Source organism: Paracerasibacillus soli (genome assembly GCF_042432965.1).
GTDB lineage: Bacteria > Bacillota > Bacilli > Bacillales > Amphibacillaceae > Paracerasibacillus > Paracerasibacillus soli.
The window spans coordinates 46,362-66,656 of sequence record NZ_JBHLWL010000002.1 but is presented as its reverse complement, the minus strand read 5'-3'; the positions used below and the strand labels follow the sequence as shown (position 1 = coordinate 66,656).

Genomic DNA, 20,295 nt, shown 5'->3' with positions numbered 1-20,295 from the left:
TCCTTTCTTTTGTGTCTTAACTATTCTATTATAAATCAAAAAATTATAATGGTATATTACCATGCTTTTTTGATGGACGAACTTCTGTTTTATTTTGTAACATTTCTAATGCCTGGATTAGTTTTATCCTAGTTTCCCGTGGATCAATCACATCGTCAACCATACCTAATCCTGCAGCAATATATGGATTTGCAAACTTTTCTCGATATGTATGAATCATCTCCTGTCGCGTTTTTTCCGGGTCACTACTATCAGCAATTTCCTTAGCAAAAATGATATTAGCTGCTCCTTCCGGTCCCATCACAGCTATTTCAGCATTTGGCCATGCATACACGATATCTGCTCCAATTGCCTTACTATTTAAAGCCACATACGCTCCACCATATGCTTTACGCGTTATAACCGTTATTTTAGGTACGGTAGCTTCTGAGTAGGCGTACAATATTTTGGCCCCATGTCTTATGATGCCACCATGTTCCTGTTTCACTCCGGGGAAAAAACCTGTGACATCTTCAAAGGTAATAATCGGAATATGAAAACAATCACAAAAACGAATGAAACGCGCTGCTTTGTCACTTGAATCGATATCTAGACCACCGGCCATATATTTAGGCTGATTACAGACAAGGCCTACAGCTTGCCCATTTATCCGCGCAAACCCCACAACAATATTTTTTGCAAAAGATTGATGGATTTCAAAGAAACTATCTTTATCTACTATATCATGGATAACCCGTTTCACGTCATATGGCCGTACAGAATCATATGGCACTATCTCCGTTAAGTTTGGACGTAAATGATCAGATTCATCATATTGTGTAACAGGTGGTTTCTCCTCATTATTTGCAGGCAAGTAACGTAACAATTCTTTTACTGCATCTAATGCTTCTGCTTCTGTTTTAGTTTGAATATGAGCATTTCCACTTTTGGAATTATGGATATGGGCCCCACCTAATTCCTCAGCTGTTATTTTTTCACCAGTAACTGTTTCGATTACTTTTGGTCCCGTAATAAACATTTGTGATGTTTTTTCCACCATAATGACAAAATCAGTAATCGCTGGTGAGTATACTGCCCCGCCAGCACTGGGCCCCATAATGACTGATATTTGTGGTATGACACCCGAATATATCGCATTCCTGTAAAATACCTGACCATATCCATCAAGAGATGAAACTCCTTCCTGGATACGTGCACCACCAGAATCATTAAGGCCTATAAATGGAACACCATTTTTGGCCGCCAAATCCATAACATGGGCAATCTTTTTACCATGCATTTCCCCTAGTGCCCCACCAAACACGGTAAAATCTTGAGCAAATAGGTAGACAGGCTTTCCCTCTATTTTCCCGTATCCTGTTACAACTCCTTCGCCTTTCCCGTTTGTTTCATCCATACCGAAATCGGTTGCCCGATGTTCAATAAATATATTCAACTCTACAAAGCTTCCTGCGTCCAACAAATAATTTATTCGTTCACGGGCAGTCATCTTTCCACGTTCATGTTGCTTAGCAATGCGGTCGTCTCCCCCACCTAATTCAGCTAATCGGCGTTTATCGTATAATTCGCTAATTTTATCAAAGATATCCAACGTTATCTCCCACCTTTTTCCTGTTCACATAATTCAAACAGAACACCATGTGCTGATTTAGGATGAATAAATGCGATCTTGCTTTGATGAGCGCCTTGTTTTGCCTGTTCTTGTAGCAAAGTTACACCATTATTTTTCAGTGCCTTTAAGCGTTCATCAATCTGCTCTACTTCTAAAGCAACATGATGAATTCCCTCACCTCTTTTATCGATAAACTGCTTAATAGGAGATGCATCATGGAGTGCTTCTAATAATTCAATCCGTGATTCCCCTATTTTTAAAAAGGCAACTTTTACTCCTTCAGATGTAACTGATTCAACCGTTTCTAATTGTAATCCAAGCCGGTCAGTATAAAAAGGTAATGCCTTATCAATACTTTTTACTGCAATACCTATATGCGCAATTTTCTTCGGCTCTTCTAATACAAATTGATTTGGTTGGATAAGTTGTTTAATATAATTTGCGAGAGATTCGGTAGAAGAGCCACTAGTAAATACACGATTTACGCCTTTCTCCAATAAATATGGTATATCTTCACTTGGAATAACCCCTCCACCTATTACTGGAATGTCAATCGCATCACGATTTTTTAATTCCTCGATTACTTTTGGAAATAGCGAGCGATGAGCTCCAGATAAAGATGATAAACCAACCACATCAACATCCTCTTGTACAGCAGCTTGAGCAATTTGGGCTGGTGATTGTCTTAATCCCGTATAAATAACTTCCATACCGTGGTCGCGAAGTGCTTGTGAAATGACTAATGCTCCACGATCATGCCCATCTAATCCTGGTTTTGCAATTAATACACGAATCTTTCTCATTATCCGCTTCCCCCTTTAAATACCTGTGTACTCCCCAAATTCATCACGTAATACATTGCAAATCTCGCCAACTGTTGCATAAGCTTTTACCGCTTTTAAAATGGTCGGTATTACGTTCTCTTGTTCACTTTTAGCCTGTATTCGTAGTGTTTGCAAAATAGTATCTACTTCTTTTTGGTTTCTCTCTTTCCGAATACGTTTTAAGCTTTCAATTTGGCTTTTTTCCAATGCTTCATCTACTTTTAGTAATTCTGGATTCACTTCCTCTTCAAGTTTAAATTTATTTAAACCAACGATAATTTCTTCTTCCGCTTCAATTTGTTTTTGGGTTTCATAAGCTTGGTGATGAATTTCGCGTTGCATAAAACCATCCTCAACAGCTTGAACAGCACCACCCATATCCTTAATACGCTTTAGATAATCTTGTGCAGTCGCTTCTAACTCATCTGTTAAAGCTTCGATATAATAGGAACCCCCTAATGGGTCAATTGTATCTGCGACGCCACTTTCATGTGCAATAATTTGCTGCGTTCTTAATGCGATTCTAGCTGATTCTTCAGTCGGTAATGATAATGCCTCATCGCGCGAATTTGTATGCAAACTTTGTGTACCACCTAGCACAGCAGCAAGCGCTTGCATTGTTACCCGCACAACATTGTTATCAGGTTGCTGAGCAGTCAACGTTGACCCACCCGTTTGTGTATGGAAACGCATTTTCCAACTCTGGGGCTTTTTAGCTTTATAATGCTCTTTCATAATGGTGGCCCATAATCTTCTTGCAGCACGAAACTTAGCAATTTCCTCGAAAAAGTTGTTATGTGCGTTAAAGAAGAATGCTAAGCGTGGTGCAAATGCATCAATATCTAATCCCGCAGCTAATGCTGCATCAATGTATGCCATCCCGTTTGCGATAGTAAATGCAATCTCTTGTACAGCTGTTGATCCAGCCTCGCGAATATGGTAGCCAGAGATACTTATTGTATTAAACTTTGGTGTATGTTGCTGACAGAATTCAAATATATTCGTAATCAATCGCATGGAAGGTTTAGGAGGAAAAATATATGTACCTCGCGCAATATATTCTTTCAAAATATCATTTTGTATTGTCCCTGTTAATTTATCTAAAGGAACACCTTGCGCTTCTCCTACAGCAATATACATACATAGTAAGATTGCGGCTGGCGCATTTATCGTCATGGATGTACTAACCCTATCTAAAGGGATTTGATCAAACAATATCTCCATATCCTGAAGGGAGTCTATGGCAACACCTACTTTTCCAACTTCTCCTTCTGCCATCATATCATCAGAGTCATAGCCAATTTGTGTTGGCAAATCAAAAGCAACTGACAGACCAGTTTGCCCTTGCTCTAATAGATAACGAAAGCGTTTATTCGTTTCTGCTGCTGATCCAAATCCCGCATATTGCCGCATAGTCCAATAACGGCTTCTATACATCGTTGGTTGGATTCCACGAGTATAAGGATATGTTCCAGGAAACCCCAATTTTTTTTCATACTCATCCATTACATCTTGATCATCCGGAAGATATAATTGTTCAACTTCTAGTTGGGAGGATGTTGTAAACGCTGTCTTTCTTTCCGGAAAACGTTCCGTCGCCCGTTTAACAGCCTTTTGCCATTCATCGTATTGATTATTTTTCCCCATCATAATACCCCCTAGCATATACTCATTACCCCTATTTTTTTTGTTCGACTTGTCCTAATTCTATTTTAAAGGTAAAATACTAATAACATCAAAAGAAATGGGAGGTTAAACCATTGTCTAAAAACCAAGCAAAAGTATACCGTCCAAAAAAGTCAAAGCGTGATCGTAGAATAAAAATTGCGATATATGTAATGATTATCGCAATGCTATTATCCACCTTAACTGCAGGACTTTCTTTCTTTTTATAATCTATGAAAATATGATATTATTTATTTTAAAAAAAGACTGGATTCAAGATGTCGTTCCAGTCCTTTTTGTTTTTTTCAACAACGTAACGTCGCTTTCCTTAAATCTTTTCTTTAATGTCAGATAACGTTCTAATTCACTGAGTAACCTAAAAAGATTAGCTCTCGTTTCAAATTCTTCCTTGGTCTTTGGTAATTCTTCTTGATTAAATGTCTTACGCAACGTTTCTAATTCATTTAAATATATGACAGCTGTATTCCCAGGATGGACTGCATATGATAAACGCTCAAAGAAATCAGCAATTTGTTCTGTAACTACATCTTTCTTCGGAAGTTGTGTCACAATTAACAACATTGTTTGTAAGAGTTCAAATTGATTATTTCTCATTTTAAAATAGTCATAATATGAATGTTTTGATCGTAACATATGATTTTCTCGGTCTACTTCTACTAACTCTAAAGCTTTCTCTAAAATTTCTTCCGTCTCTACGATTTCTTTTCCATCCCATGTCATCTTTTTATTGCGCAAGTACGAGGCAATTTCAAATAAAATAACTTGAAAATTATGTTCTAATTTCTTTTGTCTATCTTTTAAAGGTTTATCTAAACTTGGCATATAAAGGTTAACAATTAAACCTACTCCAATACCGACTAGAATTAACATAAATTGGTTAAAAAGAAACGCGTAATCGATATGTTGTGCACTAAATAAGTTAATGATGATGACAGAGCTTGTTGTTATTCCTTGCGAACACTGTAGTAAAACTGTGACAGGAATGAAAATGGCTAACATTACCCCTAAAACTAGAGGGGAGTAACCGAATAGTTCGAAAAACATAAAGGAGAATAGACTAGCAATTATGCAAGCTAAAAATCGATTCCAAGCGCTTAATACAGAGCGTTTTCTAGACGGTTGTATACACAGAATGGTAATAATTCCAGCTGTAACTGAGTTTTCCAAATCTAAAAACTGTGCAATGGATATAGCGATTGGTGTTGCAATTGCAGTCTTAATTGTTCGATAGCCAATCTTCACTTTCTTATCTCCTTTTATCGTTATGCGTCATATAAAATGAGGCTGCCTGCAACTATAGAGACAGCCTCATTTTTATTTGAACTCGAAATTATATTTCTTCACAATGCTCATCAAATATAGTTTGCAGCTTTGTCATAACATCCATCGGTCCAAACCCTTCAATATCGTGGCGCTCCAACATCGTAATAATTTTTCCATCCTTTAAAAAAGCAAAAGATGGAGATGAAGGTGGAAATCCTTCAAAATATTCACGAGCTTTATCAGTCGCCTCTCTATCCTGTCCAGCAAACACAGTAACGAGATGGTCTGGTCGTTTGTCGTAATGAATAGCATTTGCGGCTGCTGGTCTTGCTACACCACCTGCACAACCACATACAGAATTAATCATGACAAGCGTTGTTCCTTGCCGGTTTAATGCTACCTCTACTTCTTCAGGCGTTTTAAGTTCTTCATACCCTGCTTCTCGGATGTCTTGACGAGCTGCATCAACGACATCGTTCATAAATATATTGAAATCCATATATATACCCAACCCCTAACTTGTTTAGTTTTAAACTTATCCTTAGCTTATCAATTTTAGTCGTAAAGTTCAATTTATATATATGGAGTAGTACATTACATTAATATACATTCGTATTTTGGGCATTCATATTTTCGAGTATTTCTTTTATTCGTGCTAAAAATTGACCACAAATTAAACCATCTAGAATACGGTGGTCTAATGACAAACAAAGATTAACCATATCTCTTGCAGCAAACATGCCATTTATAATAACAGGCTTCTTCACGATAGACTCAACTTGTAAAATTGCTGCTTGTGGGTAATTGATGACTCCCATTGACTGTACTGAACCAAAAGATCCTGTATTATTAACAGTAAATGTACCGCCTTGCATATCATTTGCTGTTAATTTTCCTGTACGTGCTTTTTGAGCAAGTTCGTAAATCTCTTTTGCAATACCTTTGATACTTTTATCATCAGCGTGTTTAATAACAGGTACAAATAATTCTTGGTCTTTTGCAACGGCAATCGATAAATTGATATCTTTCTTTTGGATAATTTTATCTCCTGCCCACATGCTGTTTATCTGCGGGTACTCTTTTAGTGCTTGCGCAACTGCTTTCACAAAAAACGCAAAATAAGTTAAGCTAAACCCTTCTTGTTGTTTGAAAGAATCCTTTACATCATTTCGTAGTGCGACCAAATCGGTCACATCAACTTCAACAGTCATCCACGCATGAGGGATTTCTGTTGTTGCTCGAACCATATTATCTGCAATAACCTTACGTACACCAGCGACTGGTATTTCAATATCACCAGATTGTGTAACAACGCTACTAGTTGAAGGTTTTGAAGAAACTGGCTGTTGTGGAATGTCCCGTACTATATCATCTTTTTTCGAAGTATGTATCTCTGTATTTTCATCGCTCACTGTTGGGATATGACCACTTGCAATTATTTTTTCTAAATCTTTTCTCGTAATTCTTCCACCACGGCCTGTTCCTGTTATTTGTTCTAATGAAATATCGTGTTCTTGAGCTAATCTTAAAACTGCTGGTGAATAACGTTTTTTCATCGATGTATCCGTTTCTGCATCTTCGATTGTATCATCTATTTCGTTTTTCATATGTTGATTGGATTGAACACCTTTATCTGAAGTTATTTCTTCTGTTTCGATATAACAAATTAAACCATCAACCGGTACTGTGTCCCCTTCATTGGCAACGAGTTCTTTTATTTTACCGGTAAAAGAGGATGGTACTTCCGCATTTACTTTGTCCGTCATTACTTCTGCAATCGGATCATACTTATTAACATGATCCCCTTCTTTAACAAGCCACGTATTGATGGTACCTTCATGCACACTTTCTCCTAATTTAGGCATTAGTATTTTTTCAAGTGCCACTAGAATCCCTCCTTAATTTAGTATTCTGCAAGTTCCCGCATTGCTTTTTCTACTTTTTCTGGATTAACCATGAAAAACTTCTCCATTGTTGGAGCATATGGCATGGCAGGAATATCCGGTCCAGCTAACCGCTGGACTGGTGCATCCAAATCAAACAAGCAATTTTCCGCGATAATAGCTGCTACTTCACCAATAATACTTCCTTCTAAATTGTCTTCCGTTACTAATAGTACTTTTCCTGTTTTTGAAGCTGCTTCAACGATGGCTTCTTTATCAAGTGGATAAACAGTTCTTAGGTCCAAAATATGTGCATCTATACCTTCTGCAGCTAACTTTTCAGCTGCCTGTAAAGCAAAGTGTACACATAATCCATATGTGATAACGGTAATATCAGTTCCTTCACGCTTGATATCTGCTTTACCAATTGGAAGCACATAATCCTCTTCAGGTACTTCACCCTTTAAGAGTCGATAAGCACGTTTATGTTCGAAAAATAATACAGGATCATTATCGCGAATTGCTGCTTTTAATAAACCTTTCACGTCATAAGGTGTTGATGGCATCACAATTTTTAATCCGGGTTGATTTGCAAAAACTGCTTCAACTGATTGTGAGTGATACAGCGCCCCATGTATACCGCCTCCATATGGTGCACGAATTGTAATCGGACAACTCCAGTCATTATTTGAGCGATAGCGAATCTTTGCTGCTTCGGAGATAATTTGGTTAACAGCCGGCATAATAAAATCAGCAAACTGCATTTCCGCAACTGGACGGTGACCGTACATTGCAGCTCCAATCCCTACACCAGCGATGGCCGATTCAGACAATGGCGTATCCAAAACACGATTTTCACCAAATTCATCGTATAACCCGTCTGTCGCTCTAAATACGCCGCCTTTTTTCCCAACATCTTCTCCCAAAATAAATACCTTTTCATCACGTTGCATTTCTTCTTTTAAAGCAGATGTAACAGCCTGAATATATGTCATAACAGCCATATTATCATTCCCTCCTTATTGTTCATATACGAATTGTAATGCCGATTCTGGATCTGCATACGGTGCAACTTCTGCATATTCAGTTGCTTCGTTAACAATCGTATCGATTTCTTTATGTATGGCCTCTCTTGCTTCAACAGATAAAACTTGTACGTCTTCTAGATAGCTACCGAATAAAGCAATGGGGTCTTTTTTCTTAGCTTCATCTACTTCTGTTCGATCACGATATACCCGATCATCGTCATCACTAGAGTGTGCCGTAAATCGCGTTGTCATAACTTCAATTAATGATGGTCCTTCTCCCTTTATTGCTCGTTCTCTTGCTTCTTTCACCACTTCATACACTTTCAATGGATCATTTCCATCTATTGAAAACCCTGGCATACCATATCCAATTCCACGATCTGCAACACTTTCACAAGCCAATTGCTTTTCGAGTGGAACTGAAATTGCATATCCATTATTTTCTACCATCGTAATAACTGGCAGCTTGTGTACGCCAGCAAAATTTAACCCCTCGTGAAAATCACCCTGATTCGTCGACCCTTCACCAAGCGTTACAAAAGAAGCAAGCTGCTTTTTTTCCATTTTTGCGGCTAATGCTACACCAACTGCATGAGGAATTTGTGTTGCTACTGGTGAGGAGCCTGTTATGATTCGATTTTTCTTTTGACCAAAATGACTTGGCATTTGACGACCACCAGAGTTAGGATCTTCTGCTTTTGCAAAAGCTGATAACATTAAATCTTTCGCTGTCATTCCAAAGGCTAACACGACACCTAAATCGCGATAGTAAGGTGCAATGTAGTCATTTTTACGATCAAGAGCAAAAGCAGCACCAATTTGTGCAGCTTCCTGACCTTGACAAGAAATTACAAATGGTATTTTCCCTGCACGGTTCAATAACCACATACGTTCATCAACTTTTCTTGCCAATACCATTGTTTTATACATCTCGATTACATCTTCATTTGTCAATCCTAATCTCTCATGACGATTTTTTGTCATCATTCTTTCCCTCCTTTGAAAATATGAAAATCTTTAACCGTGGATTTGGATTCCTTCTACAGCCAATGCTGCTTCCCCCATAATTTCAGATAATGTTGGATGTGGATGAACGGTTTGTGAGATTTCCCAAGGTGTTGCATCTAATACCATCGCTAAACCTGCTTCAGAAATCATATCCGTTGCATGCGGTCCAACAATATGAACGCCAAGTAAATCATCTGTTTTTTCATCGGAAATTATCTTTACAAATCCATCTGATTCTCCATAAACTAATGCTTTTCCAATTGCTTTAAATGAAAATTTTCCAACCTTCATCGCAAACCCTTTTTCTTTTGCTTGTTCTTCCGTTAGACCAACACTTGCAACTTCCGGATTTGAATAGATACACGATGCAATATGGTCGTAGTTAATTGGCAATGGGTTTGTGCCTGCAATATGTTCTACTGCTACTATTCCTTCATGTGATGCAACATGTGCTAATTGCATCCCCCCAATTACATCACCGATAGCATAAATATGGGATTCTTTTGTCTGATAAAATTCATTCGTTTGGACAAAACCTTTTTCAATCGTTATATCTGTATTTTCAATTCCGATATTTTCTATATTTGCTTTTCTCCCTACAGAGACTAGCATTCTATCAGCTGTTAAAGATTGTGTTGTATCGCCTCTTCTTACAGAAACAGAAACTTGGTCCTCTTTCACGATTGATTCTGGTATTACTTCAGCACCTTTTAAAAATCTTACACCTTTTTTCTTTAAAAGACGCTCTACTTCCCGCGCAACAGCTTTATCTTCTGTCGGCAAAATCTGTTTCAAGTATTCAACTACCGTTACGTTGACACCAAAGTCTGCAAGCATAGACGCCCATTCAATACCAATTACCCCACCACCAACAATGATGATTGATTGGGGTAACGAATGCATACTCAACGCATCATCAGAACTCATCACATTTGTACCGTCAATTGTTAGATTAGGTAAAGATTTGGGACGAGAACCAGTTGCAATTAATACATTTTTTGGAACGATCATCGTGTTTTCTTTGCCATCAGTATATTCAATTGATATTGTTCCGGGCATAGGTGAAAAGATACTTGGTCCTAAAATACGACCAAACCCATTAAAAACGTCAATTTTGCCTTTTTTCATAAGGCTTTGCACACCTTGATGTAATGTATTGATAATTTTTGTCTTTCTCTCTTGGACTTTTGAAAAATTTATTGTAGGTGTTGACGTTTCAACACCAAAAAGTTCTGCTTCTTTTGTCTGCTTATATACTTCAGCACTTCTTAGTAATGCTTTCGATGGAATACAACCACGATGTAAACAAGTACCACCCAATTGATCTTTTTCTACAATTGCAACTTGTAAACCTAATTGCGCCGCACGAATAGCAGCAACATATCCACCTGTTCCTCCACCAAGAACTACTAAGTCATATTCCTTAGACATGAAATGACCTCCCACTTTTTTCAACGAAATTTTGATAACGTTTTGCTTCTTCCTCTTTTGATAGCACGCGCAGTGCACCTTCCGCAAGCGCCTGCAGCTCGTTCTCACCGGGGTAAATAATCATATCAGCAATCCACGCTACCCGATTTGCAATCATTTGTACAAAAGATTCTCCATACGCTAAACCACCTGTCAAAATAATTGCATCTACTTTTCCCTTTAAAACCGTACTAATAGAACCAATTTCTTTTGCAACTTGATAGGCCATCGCATCGTATACTTCTAGGGCGACTTCGTCATTATTTGCAATTCTTTGTTCAACCTCGACAGCATCATTTGTTTGTAAATAGGCCATGAGTCCACCCTCACCGACCAATTTTTTCATGACTTCGTCAATGTAATATTGTCCTGAAAAGCACAGCTGAACTAAGTCTCCGGCCGGTACGGTTCCTGCTCGTTCAGGTGAAAATGGCCCCTCTCCATGTAAACCATTATTCACATCTATTACTCTTCCCTGTTTATGTGCACCGACAGTAATTCCTCCACCCATATGAACTACGATTAAATGCAATTGTTCATATGGACGGTTTAATTCCTTAGCGGCTCTTCTTGCTACTGCTTTTTGGTTTAATGCATGAAAGATACTTTTTCTTGGAATATCAGGAATTCCGGAATATCGTGCTATATCCTGTAGTTCATCTACAACTACAGGATCCACGATATATGCTGGAATATTTAATGATGTTGCAATTTCATGTGCGATAAGTCCACCTAAATTAGACGCATGTTCCCCATTTAATCCAATTTTCAAATCTCGTATCATTGCATCGTCTACTTCGTACGTTCCACCTTCGATTGGTTGAATTAAACCACCACGGCCACAAATCGCATCAATTTTAGATAAGTTAATTCCTTCATAATCTAATTGTTTCACGATTAATGTCTTACGAAAAAGGCACTGATCAATAATTCGTTCAAATGGTTTTAATTGTTCATAAGGATGTCGAATCGTTTTTTCAAAAATACATCGTTCATTTTCATAAAGACCTATTTTAGTTGATGTTGATCCCGGATTAATGACGAGTATACGAAAAACTTGTTGCATAATAATAACCTCCGGTGCCTCATCTGCATATTTTATCTTCTGCTTAATATATGGTGTTCATTTTGTAAAAATTGTTTTCTAGATTTACGAACCGAAGCAATTCTCTCCTCCGCCATACGATCTGCAGCAACATAAGTTGGAATATGATCACGTCTTGAAATTTCAAAAACGCGTGATAAGGAATCATAAATCGTTTCCACTTTACTCATTGCTCGTTCATAGTTATATCCATTCAACTCATCGGCTACGTTAATCACACCACCTGAATTAATGACATAGTCAGGGGCATAGACAATTCCCATTTCATAAATAATATCGCCATGAATCGTATCTTTCAACTGATTGTTTGCTGATCCAGCAATTACTTTTGCTTTTAAACGCTTTATCGTATCATCGTTTATCGTTGCACCTAAAGCACACGGTGCATAAATATCACAATCCACATCGTATATATCATCTGGATCTACAGCTTTTGCACCAAAGGCATCTACAGCACGTTGCACAGCCTCTTTATTAATATCTGTTACAATTAAATTCGCGCCATTCTTATGTAAATACTCACAAAGCGCAAATGCTACATTCCCTACACCTTGTACAGCAATCGTTTTACCTTCTAGTGAGTAATCGCCAAAAGCTTCTTTTGCTGCAGCTTGAACTCCCTTATACACACCATAAGCTGTTACTGGTGATGGGTTACCAGATGAACCGGATCCAGATGTACCTGTAACATAATCTGTTTCTAAATGGATTAAATCCATATCATGTTCAGTAGTACCTACATCTTCTGCAGTAATGTAACGCCCATTTAACCCTTGGATGTATCGACCAAATGCACGAAACATTTCTTCACTCTTATCCTTTTTCGGATCTCCAATGATAACTGTTTTACCGCCACCTAGTTGTAACCCTGCTGCGGCATTTTTATATGTCATTCCACGAGCCAAACGAAGTGCATCTTCAATTGCTTCCTCTTCTGTCCCATATGTCCACATTCTCGTTCCACCTAATGCCGGTCCCAATGTTGTATCATGTATTGCAATAATTGCCTTTAAACCTGAATTTTCATCTTGGCATAATACCAATTGTTCATAATCATATTTTTCCATATAAGAGAATATCTTCATAACTAATTACCTCCCTAATAATCTTTTTGAGAACATAACGATAATAACATGGAATACCATTTACTCTCTGCACTATCTGATCTTGATGTTAAAATAATTGGTACTTTGGCACCCCATACAACAGATGCAACCTTTGCTTTAGCAAAATAAACAAATGATTTGTATAAGGCATTTCCTACTTCTATCGACGGTACGACTAGTATATCAGCGTTTCCTGCAACGGGTGATTCCAAGTGTTTATGCTGTACAGCCTCGGGTGATATTGCTAAATCAAATGCTAATGGTCCATCAATATTACAGTATTTTATTTGACCACGATTTTGCATGGTCGTTAATATAGCCGCATCTACGGTAGAAGGCATTGCTTCATTGACAACTTCTACAGGTGCTAATAACGCTACGTTTGGACAAGTATTACCAAGATTGCGAGCTACCTCTACAGCATTTTCAATAATGTTCTTTTTTAATTGAACATTTGGTGCAATATTCATAGCAGCATCTGTAAGAAAAATAAGTCGATTTTGATCAGGTATTTCAAATAAAGCTACATGCGATAAGACAGATTTTGTTCGTAGGCCATTTTCTTTATCTAAAACAGCTTGCAATATTTCTTTTGTTGGCAAAAGCCCCTTCATTAAAACATGTGCGCGTTTTTGCCGAATAGCTAAAACAGCTGCTTTACCGACCTCTTCTGTAACATGTTCAGTTTGAATATCAGTCGATGAAAGATCCAACCCAACTTTTTTTGCTAATTTATTTATTTCAATTTCATCACCCAATAATAAAAACCTACAAATTTTCATTTCTACTGCTTGTTTGACCGCTAAAAGTACTTGTTCATCACCTGCATTCGCCACTGAAATGATCTTTTTTTCTGTTTGTGCGAAGAGTAAATTTCTCAAGGATGCTAAGGTATTCATTTGTCATTTCCCTTTCATTATTTATATATGCAAAATCCGTGCCAACATCTTCTCCTATGAAAGCGCTTTAATACCGTGACTGTTCTTGCAACATCTTTCATATACGCAAAAAAATGCATGCAAAATTATTCAAGTTTGTGCTTTTCTAATTTATAATATAAAGAACGCAAAGAAATTTCTAGTGCTTTTGCTGTTTTGGATTTATTAAAATCATTTGCTTCGTACACTTTATAAATATAATCTTTTTCAAATATATCTACAGCTTCTTGCAATGTACCACCTGAAATAGCACTAGTGTGAATAGGTTTACCGTTTTTATTATCTGTATATAAATTTGGCAAATGGTGTTTTTCAATTACTTCCTCATTAACATCCATATAAATCATTGCTCGTCCAATGACATTTTCTAATTCTCGTACATTTCCAGGCCAATTATAGTGTTGTAACTCATCCAGTGCTTCGTTTGATAATGCTTTTATATTTCTCCCATAATCTTGATTAAGTTTCTGAATAATATGCTTTGTTAATTCTGGTAAATCTGAAAGTCTTTCTTGTAGAGATGGAATAAAGATTGGTAAACGATTGAGGCGATAGTATAAATCTTCACGAAACGTTTTGTTCATGATTGCTTTTTCTAAGTTCGAATTAGTTGCAGCAATTATCCTTACATCGACCATAATTGGATTAGTGCCTCCGACTCGGACAATTTCATTCTCTTGTAAAACACGCAATAGTTTAGCCTGCATATTTAAAGACAACTCACCAATCTCATCTAGGAAAATACTCCCCAGATTCGCTTCTTCAAATAGCCCTCTTTTGCCTCCTCGTTTTGCTCCTGTAAATGCTCCTTCTTCATAACCAAACAATTCACTTTCCAATACTGATTCAGAAAGTGCCGCACAGTTCACACGAATAAATTTATGGTACTTACGATCACTTTCGTTATGAATAGCATGTGCAAAAAGCTCTTTACCTGTCCCTGACGCCCCTCTTAATAAAACAATCGCCGGTGTTTTGGCGCCTACTTTTGCCTGTTCAAGTGAAATCTTCATTTCCGAAGAAGTTGCAATTATATCATCAAACGTATACTTTGCTTCCAGATTACGAATAATTTGTCTAGCTCTTTTTAATTCTGATGTTAGTGTTTGGATTTCAGACACATCATGTATAACCCCAACACTTCCTTTTAATTTCCCATCAACAATGACAGGTGCAACATTAACGAGCACGTCCTTTTTAGCTGGTCCAACCTTCATTCGCACACCACGAACTGGCCGTCTCGTTTTAATTACCTTCATATGCATACTTTCTCCTTCTGATATATCAACGTATGCGGGTTTTCCAATTATCTCCTCTTTCCTTAGCCCAGTAATCCTCGTATATGCTGGATTTATCATTAAACCAATCCCATTTTCATCTACAACACTAATCGCCTCGTCAGAAGACTGGATGATTGCTTCTAACATTGTTTTAATTTCTTTCAAATCTGTATTTTCTTCAGCAAGGTTTAATATTTCAGTCATGTCTTTAAAGACTGCAAATGCACCTAATAATTTATTCTCTTCATTAATAATTGGGATGCGCGTTGTAATAATTCTTTTTCCATTTTCTAAATCTAATGATTGATTTACTTCTTTTCTCTTTGAGCGCAATACTTGGGGCATACGGGAATGTTGAATGATTTGACGAATATGCTTTCCAATATAAGATTCCTTTTTCAAGTCTAGAATTCTTTTTGCACTTTTATTCAAAAATTGTATTGTAGCGTCTTCATTCACAACAATCATGCCATCACGAGTGTTATTTAAGATAAGCTCCTTATGTTTTACCTGAAATTGCAATTTTGTATAGAGCGCCTCTTTTTCCATAAATAGTTCCATCATGATATACGCAACACTTCCTGGTATTACAAGTGTTTGTGTGTCAGAAAATGCAACCATTTCTTGCAAAACATTCTCATCCCCTGTTGCTTCAATTACAATATCTATACGATTTTCTTTCGAAAGCCACTCTTTCCAGTTATTGCCTACGGGAACACCTAATTGATTTGCTAATGTTAATCCTTCCGCTTCGCTATTCTTATCTATCACACCGATAATTTTCATGTTTTCAGCTTGATGTAACAGACTTAATAGTGAACTTCCGCCTTTTCCAGCTCCAACAATTAAAACACGTTTCATGATATCCCCCACCTCGCAAGTTCATGCACTATTCTATCTTACGTGAGTTTGCAATTTTTTTCAATTTGTTCTGTTACTTTTATCTCATTTGATATACTAGAGATGATATAATAAAAAAAGCCCTTTCAAAGTCATTAAAACTGTTTCAGAACAGTTGATACCATGATTAAAAATGTAATATTTCAATGCATTATAAAGAAAAGAGGAGAAAACGAACATGGCAAGAATAATCGCCTTCATGCTATTACTAATACCTGGAGTTTTATCTGCAATCGGAATAAAATTAATGAGAGATACTTTATTTGATGAATATGTTAAAATTTTTATTAATCCAACAATACAGTTTATAATAGGATTTATTATATTTGTTGGAGGTCTTGCCTTTATCGGAGGATTTATTTTCCATCGTGATAAAAAACAACAACAAAAACACAAATAAACCTGGATGTGAGGGGAATAGGTATGAAAGTAGTCAAATTTGGGGGAAGCTCATTAGCAAACGCAACACAAATAAGGAAAGTTGGTTCAATCATTCAAAATGACAATAAAAGAAAATATGTCATCGTTTCCGCCCCCGGCAAACGTGATGAGAACGATCAAAAAATAACCGATTTATTAATTCAGCTTGGGGACTTATACTTTTCAAATAAACCATACATACATATGAAAGAGGCTATACTATCACGTTTTCAAGAGATAATAATGGACCTCCAATTATCTTCAGACTTAACAAATGAGTTAGAACAATCACTACGTCATATATTGGAATGTAACTTACCAATTGCCTATAAAAGGGATTATCTGAAAGCTTTTGGTGAAGATAGTACTGCAAAAATAATGAGTTTATATTTGGAGGAAATCGGACTTCATGCAAAATACGTAAACCCTCAAGATGCAGGAATTGTCGTTAGTGATGAACCTGGAAATGCACGTATTTTATCGGAAAGCCTTGATAAAATACAATTATTACGTGAAAGAGAAGAAATATTAGTAATACCAGGATTCTTTGGATATACAAAAGAAGGTAATTTATTAACGTTTTCTCGTGGTGGATCTGATATTACTGGTTCAATTATCGCAGCTGGGTTACAAGCTGAACTATACGAAAATTTTACAGATGTTGATTTTGTGTATGTCGTAAATCCATCCATTGTCAATCAGCCTAAAAAAATTGCAACATTAACATACAAGGAAATGCGTGAGCTTTCTTACGCTGGATTTTCCGTTTTTCATGATGAAGCGCTCATGCCTGCATTTAAGGCCAAAATTCCTGTTGCCATAAAAAATACGAATAACCCATCTAATCCGGGTACTCACGTTATTGCAGAGAAACCTATAGCAAGAAAAAGTGGAATTGTAGGAGTCGCATCTGATAAAGGTTTTTCCAGTTTATATATTAGTAAATATTTAATGAATAGAGAGCTCGGATTCGGTAGGAAACTTTTACAAATATTAGAAGAAGAGAATATTTCTTTTGAACATGTTCCATCAGGAATCGATGATTTATCTGTTATCATGCGTTCCCATCAGTTAACAGATGCAAAAATTGAGTCGATTACGAATAAAATTAATACCCAATTACAACCGGACACGTTAAAAGTCCAACATCATTTAGCTATGATTATGATTGTTGGGGAAGGAATGATGAACACGATTGGTATCGCTCAAAAGGCTACTTCAGCTTTAACAAAAGCAAATGTAAATATTATGATGATTAACCAAGGATCATCAGAAGTTTCCATGATGTTCGGTATTATGGACCATGATTTAGACTGTGCGGTCAAGTCGCTTTATGAAACTTTCTTTTAATTATTAAAAACACCTTGTGCTGTTACGTATAACACAAGGTGTTTTTTTAAAAAAATATTTTGTTTTAACTAGCCCGGTTTTCTAATCGTAATCGATCAGCAACCATCGCGATAAATTCACTATTCGTCGGTTTCGTCTTTGAAACGCTTACGGTATATCCAAATAGTGCTGATATAGATTCAACATTGCCACGATTCCAGGCAACTTCAATTGCGTGTCTAATTGCACGTTCTACCCTCGATGCAGTAGTATTAAACTTTTTTGCAATATCTGGATATAATACTTTGGTAATAGATCCTAATAGTTCAACATCATTATAAACCATTGTGATTGCTTCTCTTAAATACATATATCCCTTAATATGTGCAGGAACACCAATTTCATGTATGATATTCGTAATACTGGCCTCCAGATCCATCTTTTCTTTATGTTGATTAACACCAGATTGACCACGAGTGGATGCAGTAGCCGTATATAATGTTTTATTTCCATTTACCTGTCTGATTTGATCAGCCAAATGTTCCAAATCAAATGGTTTTAATATAAAATAAGCAGCACCTAAATCGACAGCCTTTTTCATCACCTCTTCTTGCCCAAATGCGGTAAGCATGATGACATTCGGTTGTTTATTACTTCGCTCCTTGAGCATACCTAATACAGCAAGACCGTCTACATGGGGCATGATAATGTCTAAAATCAGCACATCTGGTTCAAGATTATCTATTACCTCTAAACATTCTTTTCCACTATAAGCTGTACCTACTACCTCTATGTCTTCTTGTCCCGAAAAATAATCTTGCATCATCTGTATAAGTTCCCTATTGTCATCAACTAATAAAACTGAAATTTTGTTCACCAAAAACTTCCTCCTTTAGTTAACTGAGCTTATCCTTATTTACTGTATTCGACAAAAGATAGAAATATCCTTCTTTTATATAAAGAAACTTAACATTTTTCGTATTTTCTTATGTTTTCTTTCATTTGCTATAAATTTCTGCTCTTTTCAACTTTTTACGACATGTTTGTCGAAATTTATTCCAACTGTAGAATTCAGTTCATTTGATGCAAGAAAAGACTTGTAGCAATTTGCTACAAGTCTTTTCTTAACTTGCTTTTTTCTCTAACTTTGGCTTTGTTAAATCAATTCCAGCTTCTTGTAACATCCATTCAATATGAACTCCATAGCCTGATGTCGGATCATTAACAAAAACATGAGTTACAGCACCAACAATTTTATTATCTTGAATAATAGGGCTTCCACTCATCCCCTGTACAATTCCACCTGTTTTATCAAGTAACTTTTCATCTGTTACTTGAATAACCATTCCTTTTGTTGCTGGCGATTTTTGTGGGATACTGCTAACAATTTTTACATCAAACTCCTCAACTTCTTCGCCATCAAGAACAGTTAATATCTTCGCAGGACCTTCTTTTACTTCATGCGATAAAGCAATTGACATTGGTTCATCATATAAGCTATTTTTAATATTTGTATCCAGTTTTCCAAAGATACCAAAAGGGCTGTTTTTAGTAATATTACCAATGCGATTTTCCCTTATTGAAAATTTTGCTTGCTTTTCGCCAGGGGTGCCGCTATTTCCCTTTTCAATTGAAGTAACCGATGATTTTACTATTGTCCCATCATTTATTTCGATTGGTTTTTTTGTATCTAAGTCAGAAATCACATGACCTAGTGCACCATAACTTTTTGTTTCCGGATCATGAAATGTCATAGTGCCTATACCTGCTGCTGAATCACGAATATACAAACCAATTTGATATTCATTTTCCTTTTTATTTTTTGCAGGAGTTAAAGTCGTATGTTTTTCTTCTTTTCCTCGTTTTAACTTTACCTTTAAATCCATATTTTGTTTCCCAGCTTTTTCAACAATTGGCTTTACATCTCGTAATTCATTTATCTTTTCACCATTTATTTCGAGTAACATGTCGCCGACTTTTATATCCGCATCTTCACCAGGAGACACCGATTCGCTCTCTGTATTTACAAGATGATGTCCAACAACTAATACACCTAGCGTTTGAAGTTGAACACCAATCGATTGCCCGCCTGGTATTACTTTTTTATCCTCTAAAACAGAAACATTTACTTTTTTGATAGGCATACCGGAAACATTGTAAAGAAGCTCACTTTGACCAGAATCACGAATATCAAATGCTTGTGCATCAACAGCATACGTAGCATTATCTATTTTTTTATCTACTTCTACCGCTTGTCCTAAATCCGGTAGTTGCATGGAAGATTGATTATTTATCGTTACAATCTCATTTGGGATGGATAAATAATATTTGACAGGAGTTAAAAACGGAACGGATAACAAACTTAAAAGAAGTACCAACCCGATAATTTTTCTGATGTTTATCTTGTAGTTCAAATTCACTCACTCTCCTGATAATCCAAACC

18 protein-coding genes are annotated in these 20,295 nt (G+C 36.6%); 3 read left to right on the top strand and 15 right to left on the bottom strand.

Annotation, left to right across the window (positions count from 1 at the left end):
- Window positions 1-43: 43 nt before the first annotated feature.
- The 3 genes from ACFFIS_RS00735 to ACFFIS_RS00725 are packed head-to-tail and all read right to left on the bottom strand — an operon-like array spanning window position 44 to window position 4,083.
- Entirely contained in the window at window positions 44-1,591 is a 1,548-nt protein-coding gene (locus ACFFIS_RS00735; RefSeq protein WP_390185753.1) for an acyl-CoA carboxylase subunit beta, read from the bottom strand.
- Window positions 1,592-1,593: 2 nt separating this feature from the next.
- Window positions 1,594-2,415 (bottom strand): methylmalonyl-CoA epimerase, encoded by an 822-nt coding sequence (gene mce / locus ACFFIS_RS00730; RefSeq protein WP_320379120.1) that lies wholly within the window; start codon window positions 2,413-2,415, stop codon window positions 1,594-1,596.
- A gap of 15 nt (window positions 2,416-2,430) precedes the next feature.
- Window positions 2,431-4,083, bottom strand: coding sequence for an acyl-CoA mutase large subunit family protein (locus tag ACFFIS_RS00725; protein ID WP_390185752.1), 1,653 nt, complete (start codon window positions 4,081-4,083; stop codon window positions 2,431-2,433).
- A 113-nt stretch (window positions 4,084-4,196) separates the two neighbouring features.
- On the opposite strand from ACFFIS_RS00725, the gene prli42 reads away from it, so the two are divergent.
- Entirely contained in the window at window positions 4,197-4,331 is a 135-nt protein-coding gene (gene prli42 / locus ACFFIS_RS00720; RefSeq protein WP_320379121.1) for a stressosome-associated protein Prli42, read from the top strand.
- A gap of 43 nt (window positions 4,332-4,374) precedes the next feature.
- On the opposite strand, the gene ACFFIS_RS00715 is transcribed toward prli42, so the two are convergent.
- The 10 genes from ACFFIS_RS00715 to ACFFIS_RS00670 form a co-directional block, all read right to left on the bottom strand.
- Window positions 4,375-5,364, bottom strand: a complete 990-nt coding sequence (locus ACFFIS_RS00715; RefSeq protein WP_390185751.1) for an aromatic acid exporter family protein — start codon at window positions 5,362-5,364, stop codon at window positions 4,375-4,377.
- Between the two features lie 88 nt (window positions 5,365-5,452).
- Complete coding sequence (locus tag ACFFIS_RS00710) at window positions 5,453-5,890, bottom strand: BrxA/BrxB family bacilliredoxin (RefSeq protein ID WP_320379800.1); 438 nt, start codon at window positions 5,888-5,890, stop codon at window positions 5,453-5,455.
- Between the two features lie 94 nt (window positions 5,891-5,984).
- Complete coding sequence (locus tag ACFFIS_RS00705) at window positions 5,985-7,271, bottom strand: dihydrolipoamide acetyltransferase family protein (RefSeq protein ID WP_320379124.1); 1,287 nt, start codon at window positions 7,269-7,271, stop codon at window positions 5,985-5,987.
- Between the two features lie 17 nt (window positions 7,272-7,288).
- Window positions 7,289-8,272: an alpha-ketoacid dehydrogenase subunit beta gene (locus ACFFIS_RS00700; protein ID WP_390185750.1), complete on the bottom strand. Its 984-nt coding sequence runs from the start codon at window positions 8,270-8,272 to the stop codon at window positions 7,289-7,291.
- 15 nt (window positions 8,273-8,287) lie between these two features.
- Window positions 8,288-9,280, bottom strand: coding sequence for a thiamine pyrophosphate-dependent dehydrogenase E1 component subunit alpha (locus ACFFIS_RS00695; RefSeq protein WP_320379126.1), 993 nt, complete (start codon window positions 9,278-9,280; stop codon window positions 8,288-8,290).
- A gap of 33 nt (window positions 9,281-9,313) precedes the next feature.
- On the bottom strand, window positions 9,314-10,735 hold the full coding sequence (gene lpdA / locus ACFFIS_RS00690) for a dihydrolipoyl dehydrogenase (RefSeq protein WP_390185749.1): 1,422 nt from the start codon (window positions 10,733-10,735) through the stop codon (window positions 9,314-9,316).
- Window positions 10,728-11,840, bottom strand: a complete 1,113-nt coding sequence (buk, locus tag ACFFIS_RS00685; protein WP_390185748.1) for a butyrate kinase — start codon at window positions 11,838-11,840, stop codon at window positions 10,728-10,730. The genes lpdA and buk overlap by 8 nt, the downstream gene beginning before the upstream one ends.
- A gap of 32 nt (window positions 11,841-11,872) precedes the next feature.
- Window positions 11,873-12,964 (bottom strand): branched-chain amino acid dehydrogenase, encoded by a 1,092-nt coding sequence (gene bcd, locus ACFFIS_RS00680; RefSeq protein WP_320379127.1) that lies wholly within the window; start codon window positions 12,962-12,964, stop codon window positions 11,873-11,875.
- Between the two features lie 14 nt (window positions 12,965-12,978).
- Window positions 12,979-13,884, bottom strand: a complete 906-nt coding sequence (locus tag ACFFIS_RS00675) for a bifunctional enoyl-CoA hydratase/phosphate acetyltransferase (protein ID WP_320379128.1) — start codon at window positions 13,882-13,884, stop codon at window positions 12,979-12,981.
- A 125-nt stretch (window positions 13,885-14,009) separates the two neighbouring features.
- Window positions 14,010-16,064, bottom strand: a complete 2,055-nt coding sequence (locus ACFFIS_RS00670) for a sigma 54-interacting transcriptional regulator (protein WP_390185747.1) — start codon at window positions 16,062-16,064, stop codon at window positions 14,010-14,012.
- A 217-nt stretch (window positions 16,065-16,281) separates the two neighbouring features.
- Between ACFFIS_RS00670 and ACFFIS_RS00665 the strand changes: the two genes are divergently transcribed.
- Window positions 16,282-16,503, top strand: coding sequence for a DUF2627 family protein (locus ACFFIS_RS00665; RefSeq protein ID WP_320379129.1), 222 nt, complete (start codon window positions 16,282-16,284; stop codon window positions 16,501-16,503).
- Between the two features lie 23 nt (window positions 16,504-16,526).
- Entirely contained in the window at window positions 16,527-17,873 is a 1,347-nt protein-coding gene (locus ACFFIS_RS00660) for an aspartate kinase (protein WP_390185746.1), read from the top strand.
- 64 nt (window positions 17,874-17,937) lie between these two features.
- Here ACFFIS_RS00660 and spo0A read toward each other — a convergent pair whose 3' ends face one another.
- A complete protein-coding gene (gene spo0A / locus ACFFIS_RS00655; protein ID WP_390185744.1) occupies window positions 17,938-18,729 on the bottom strand; it encodes a sporulation transcription factor Spo0A in 792 nt (263 codons plus the stop codon).
- 247 nt (window positions 18,730-18,976) lie between these two features.
- On the bottom strand, window positions 18,977-20,266 hold the full coding sequence (gene spoIVB / locus ACFFIS_RS00650; RefSeq protein ID WP_320379131.1) for a SpoIVB peptidase: 1,290 nt from the start codon (window positions 20,264-20,266) through the stop codon (window positions 18,977-18,979).
- Window positions 20,267-20,295 lie beyond the last annotated feature (29 nt).

Bases quoted from the DNA above. Each gene is read 5' to 3' on its own strand.
- ACFFIS_RS00695 (WP_320379126.1), bottom strand. From the start codon at position 9,280: ATGACAAAAAATCGTCATGAGAGATTAGGATTGACAAATGAAGATGTA.
- ACFFIS_RS00665 (WP_320379129.1), top strand. From the start codon at position 16,282: ATGGCAAGAATAATCGCCTTCATGCTATTACTAATACCTGGAGTTTTA.
- ACFFIS_RS00660 (WP_390185746.1), top strand. From the start codon at position 16,527: ATGAAAGTAGTCAAATTTGGGGGAAGCTCATTAGCAAACGCAACACAA.
- ACFFIS_RS00670 (WP_390185747.1), bottom strand. From the start codon at position 16,064: ATGAAACGTGTTTTAATTGTTGGAGCTGGAAAAGGCGGAAGTTCACTA.
- bcd (WP_320379127.1), bottom strand. From the start codon at position 12,964: ATGAAGATATTCTCTTATATGGAAAAATATGATTATGAACAATTGGTA.
- buk (WP_390185748.1), bottom strand. From the start codon at position 11,840: ATGCAACAAGTTTTTCGTATACTCGTCATTAATCCGGGATCAACATCA.
- ACFFIS_RS00700 (WP_390185750.1), bottom strand. From the start codon at position 8,272: ATGGCTGTTATGACATATATTCAGGCTGTTACATCTGCTTTAAAAGAA.
- ACFFIS_RS00675 (WP_320379128.1), bottom strand. From the start codon at position 13,884: ATGAATACCTTAGCATCCTTGAGAAATTTACTCTTCGCACAAACAGAA.
- lpdA (WP_390185749.1), bottom strand. From the start codon at position 10,735: ATGTCTAAGGAATATGACTTAGTAGTTCTTGGTGGAGGAACAGGTGGA.
- mce (WP_320379120.1), bottom strand. From the start codon at position 2,415: ATGAGAAAGATTCGTGTATTAATTGCAAAACCAGGATTAGATGGGCAT.
- ACFFIS_RS00725 (WP_390185752.1), bottom strand. From the start codon at position 4,083: ATGGGGAAAAATAATCAATACGATGAATGGCAAAAGGCTGTTAAACGG.